The following is a 3,774-nucleotide window of genomic DNA, read 5'->3' as shown; positions in this document are numbered from 1 at the left end:
ATGCTTGGAGCTTCTGTAGCATCATTCGTACCATTCTGTCTTCTATCTTGGATTTCACCACTATTTTCACTGTTCTATGCAGCTACAGGCTTAACGATGAAGCCATTGATAGAAGAAGAAGAAGTGGAAATGGCAATAGCAGGAGAATAATTTATATTATCAAGTTGGATGGGTAAATGTACAATTAAAAAACAGATGGAAGGACTGCGTCCTTATCCATCTGTTTTTATTTTATGATTTCGGAAACTATGTTAGTAATTATTGATCCATATGTATTTTTTGTTGATAAAGGTTTCTGAATGGATATTAACAACTGAAAAAAGCAAAAAAAAATTGCCGTCCTGGCAATTTTTTTAATATTCTTGTCTTAGTGATTTTTCGTACATATCACAGTTTTTAAGCATGCATTTGCTATCTATGTTGTGTATACAAGTTACTGTTCCACAACCTCTAAATTTAAGTTTTGCAACATTGAATTCTTTGTCTTTCATTTCGTTATTCATAAATATAACCTCCGTGTTTTTTATTATGTACAAATTATACCATTGCAAATGCAGGATGTCAATGGAATGTTGCAAATAAATGTAAAAAAACTATAAAAAAATGTAAAAAAAAGGTAAAAACGCAAGATGAGAATCAAAAATGCAATAAATGGTTATATAGATAACGTTAAAATGATGCCTTGACTTGCAAAAAACGGAATAAAAATTCAAAACACCATTAATTATAAACATGTTTCAAGAGTGAGATGCAGGTTTAGGAAACATATTATGCATATGAATGCGAAAATAATTTCCATGCAAAGTGGATTGACGCATAAAAACGTCAGAGATTTTATAGGTTGCCAGCAGCAATATTATCTGGAGGGAGCTCATTTATTGCAGTAATTATGATCCTGGGGTAGTAGAGTACAAGGGGAACATTTGTGAATGATTAGAAACTCGGTTCGTGAATGACTAGAAGAGATCAATAGGTATAGATAGGATAATTAATGGAAATAAACCCAAAAAAAAATTGCCAACTGGCAATTTTAATATTTTAGTTTAATACTCTTGTCTGAATGCTCTTTCGTACATTTCACAGTTCTTAAGCATACATTTATTGTCAATATTATGAATACAAGTTACTGTACCACAAGCCTTGAATTTTAATTTTGCAACATCAAATTTATTATCCTTCACACATTTATTCATATTATTTTCCTCCCTGATTATCTTATGAACTAAGTATACCACTTAAAATGCAGGATGTCAATAGAAAATTGCAAAAATACATGAAATGATACGCAAAAGTTTATATAATGAATGAGAAAATGCAAGTTTAAAATAAAAAATGCAAGAAACGGTCTTGGTGATGACATCCGAACTTGCAAAAAACAGTATAAATAATCAGGTGTTATGCAAATGTATGCTAAAATGCAAGTTTGGATGCAGGATGATGAATCTAAACTTGTAAATGAAGAGAATTTGCATAAAACTATGCAAGATATAATTCTATAAGAATATTTTAATAAAAAGTAATAAAATAGATATAAAAACGAATAAAAAGGAAGTTTAACAAAATAATGATAATAAAAGTCTTGTGTATCTATTTAAAATCATTGGTACTAAAGAAAAATGCTGCGGTATTGTTTAATATAGTAATTTGGTTGGATAGTATGAGTAAATAAAGGCATAGGCTTGAACCTATGGACCTTGATTGAAGAAATAGAGTATAATAGGTATTGAGGATAAAGGAAGGAGGCATTTATGTCAAATATGGTATATAGAATGAGTGCTTTTGCCAAGACTGAAAAGGGAGGCAATCCTGCCGGTGTAGTATTCGATGCCGACAACTTGAGTGAAAGTGAAATGAAGGAAATAGCAGCTGAGGTGGGATATTCGGAGACTGCATTTGTAATGAAGTCTGAAGCAGCGGATTTCAAGGTGAGATTTTTTACTCCAACTGAAGAGGTGGATCTCTGCGGTCACGCGACTATAGCGACATTCAATCTTATGAGAGATAAAAAAATCATCTCCCCGGGTAACTACACCCAGGAAACAAAGGCAGGAGTATTAAAGCTGAGGATTTATGAAGATAGTGTATTCATGGAACAAAACAAACCTGAATTTTTCGAAGTTATCGAAAAGGATGAAATAAGAGAATGCTATTCAAGTACTGAAGGTGAATATATTGGTGATATGAAGATACAGATGGTTTCAACAGGACTTAAGGACATACTTCTACCGGTGAAAAATCTTGAGATTCTGCTAAATTTGAAACCTGATTTTGAAAAAATTACTGAAATAAGCAAGAAGTACGATGCAGTGGGAATCCATGCTTTTGCACTTGATACCTATGAAGAGGGTACAGCCCATGCGAGAAACTTCGCTCCCTACTACGGAATAGATGAGGAATCGGCAACGGGTACTTCAAACTGTGCGCTGGCCTGTTACCTTAATAAATACGGCAACAAGGGTGAAAATGGAAGATATGTATTCGAACAGGGATATTGTATGGATAGTCCTTCAGAAATAGCTGTTGAGCTGGTATTTGATGAAGAAAAGGAAGTTACTGAGGTTTATGTAGGTGGAAGAGCGGTGAGAATTAAATAGTATAACCTTTTCATTTAAAGACAACCATGGAGATGATAATAAATCATTTCCATGGTTGTTTGATTTTTAAAATTCTATATTGTTCCCATTTGAAAATGGATTTGATCTTGATGAGAATGAGAACAGGAATGGATATTCCTTCTTTTGGTATCCCATGTATGAAAGCCATTCATTTGCGAGACGTGAATAAACCCTTTCTACATCTCCTGTGAGATGCTCTATATCTTTGGTAGAAATTGATTTCAAGTTCTCTCTTGCGCCAAGTTCCTCAATGAGGTGAAGCATGGCAAGAATAAGGTCTGTAAGTCCGTTGTGTTCTATTAAATGTGGGTTTTGGATTAGTGTCAAAATAAAATTCTTGTGTGATGCCATGATTAATTTAATATCGCATAGATCCTTTGCATCCAAATTTAGTTTGTATGCGTGTTTACTCAAACCTCCCTTCATAAGCTTTAGCTCCTTAGGCGAAAAATGGACATTGTCTTCGATTATTGTCTTCAGGTTGTGTATTTCGTCATCTGAAGAGATAAGTGTCTTTAGAAGGCTGTTTCCTGCTTCGCTGAAAAAGACGCTTACAAGTACATTTGTCTTTTCTCTGATCTTTTCCTTTTCCTGGTCCTCTATTGCCTTGTGGATTATAAGAGATACAAAGATTACTTCAATTGGGATGAAGGCAAGATCCTCAAGGAAGTATAAAGCGATATGATGAAAATCGTCGAAAATCTTAAAATGAAGGTAGTAAAGAATAACTGATGTTATTACCAGTAAAATGGGAAGTTTTAGTTTTTTTGTAAAATTCATAGGATACTCCTTTAAGTTGTTTGAATGGTTAAATTCATTTAAACCTGTTAATTATTATACAAATAAAATACTGCCATGTAAATAAAAAAATGCCCGATTGCTTAACAATCGGGCTTATCCGCACAACAAAACAAAATATATATTTTAAAGAGGGGGGAATTTATAAACCATAATCATTATACACAATAAATATGGTTTGTAAATATCAATTATGTTAAAATAATGTAATGTTTTCGGGACCGAATGAAACCACCTGAAAAGACAGTTCGTTAAATTTTAAACAGTTTTCCTGCCTCTCCGGCAACAAAAGGTATTAAAGATATTGCAAATGCTGTGAACAGCTGATTCATTGTTAAAACATGTATATCAAATATGTTTC

The 3,774-nt window shown here is 33.0% G+C and carries 4 protein-coding genes; 1 reads left to right on the top strand and 3 read right to left on the bottom strand.

Translation table 11 applies throughout. The features are described 5' to 3' along the window. Nucleotides 1–353: 353 nt before the first annotated feature. Complete coding sequence (locus AC3AX0_RS09075; protein ID WP_487549978.1) at nucleotides 354–503, bottom strand: hypothetical protein; 150 nt, start codon at nucleotides 501–503, stop codon at nucleotides 354–356. A 540-nt stretch (nucleotides 504–1,043) separates the two neighbouring features. Next, nucleotides 1,044–1,193 carry a hypothetical protein gene (locus AC3AX0_RS09070; protein ID WP_487549977.1) on the bottom strand — a complete coding sequence of 50 codons (150 nt, stop codon included), beginning with the start codon at nucleotides 1,191–1,193 and terminating at the stop codon, nucleotides 1,044–1,046. A 555-nt stretch (nucleotides 1,194–1,748) separates the two neighbouring features. On the opposite strand from AC3AX0_RS09070, the gene AC3AX0_RS09065 reads away from it, so the two are divergent. Beyond that, complete coding sequence (locus tag AC3AX0_RS09065; RefSeq protein WP_487549976.1) at nucleotides 1,749–2,594, top strand: PhzF family phenazine biosynthesis protein; 846 nt, start codon at nucleotides 1,749–1,751, stop codon at nucleotides 2,592–2,594. Nucleotides 2,595–2,660: 66 nt separating this feature from the next. Here AC3AX0_RS09065 and AC3AX0_RS09060 read toward each other — a convergent pair whose 3' ends face one another. Then, entirely contained in the window at nucleotides 2,661–3,395 is a 735-nt protein-coding gene (locus tag AC3AX0_RS09060) for a hypothetical protein (protein ID WP_487549975.1), read from the bottom strand. Between the last annotated feature and the right edge of the window lie 379 nt (nucleotides 3,396–3,774).

Source organism: Dethiosulfatibacter sp. (assembly GCF_983023055.1).
This window is presented reverse-complemented; position numbering and strand designations above follow the sequence as displayed.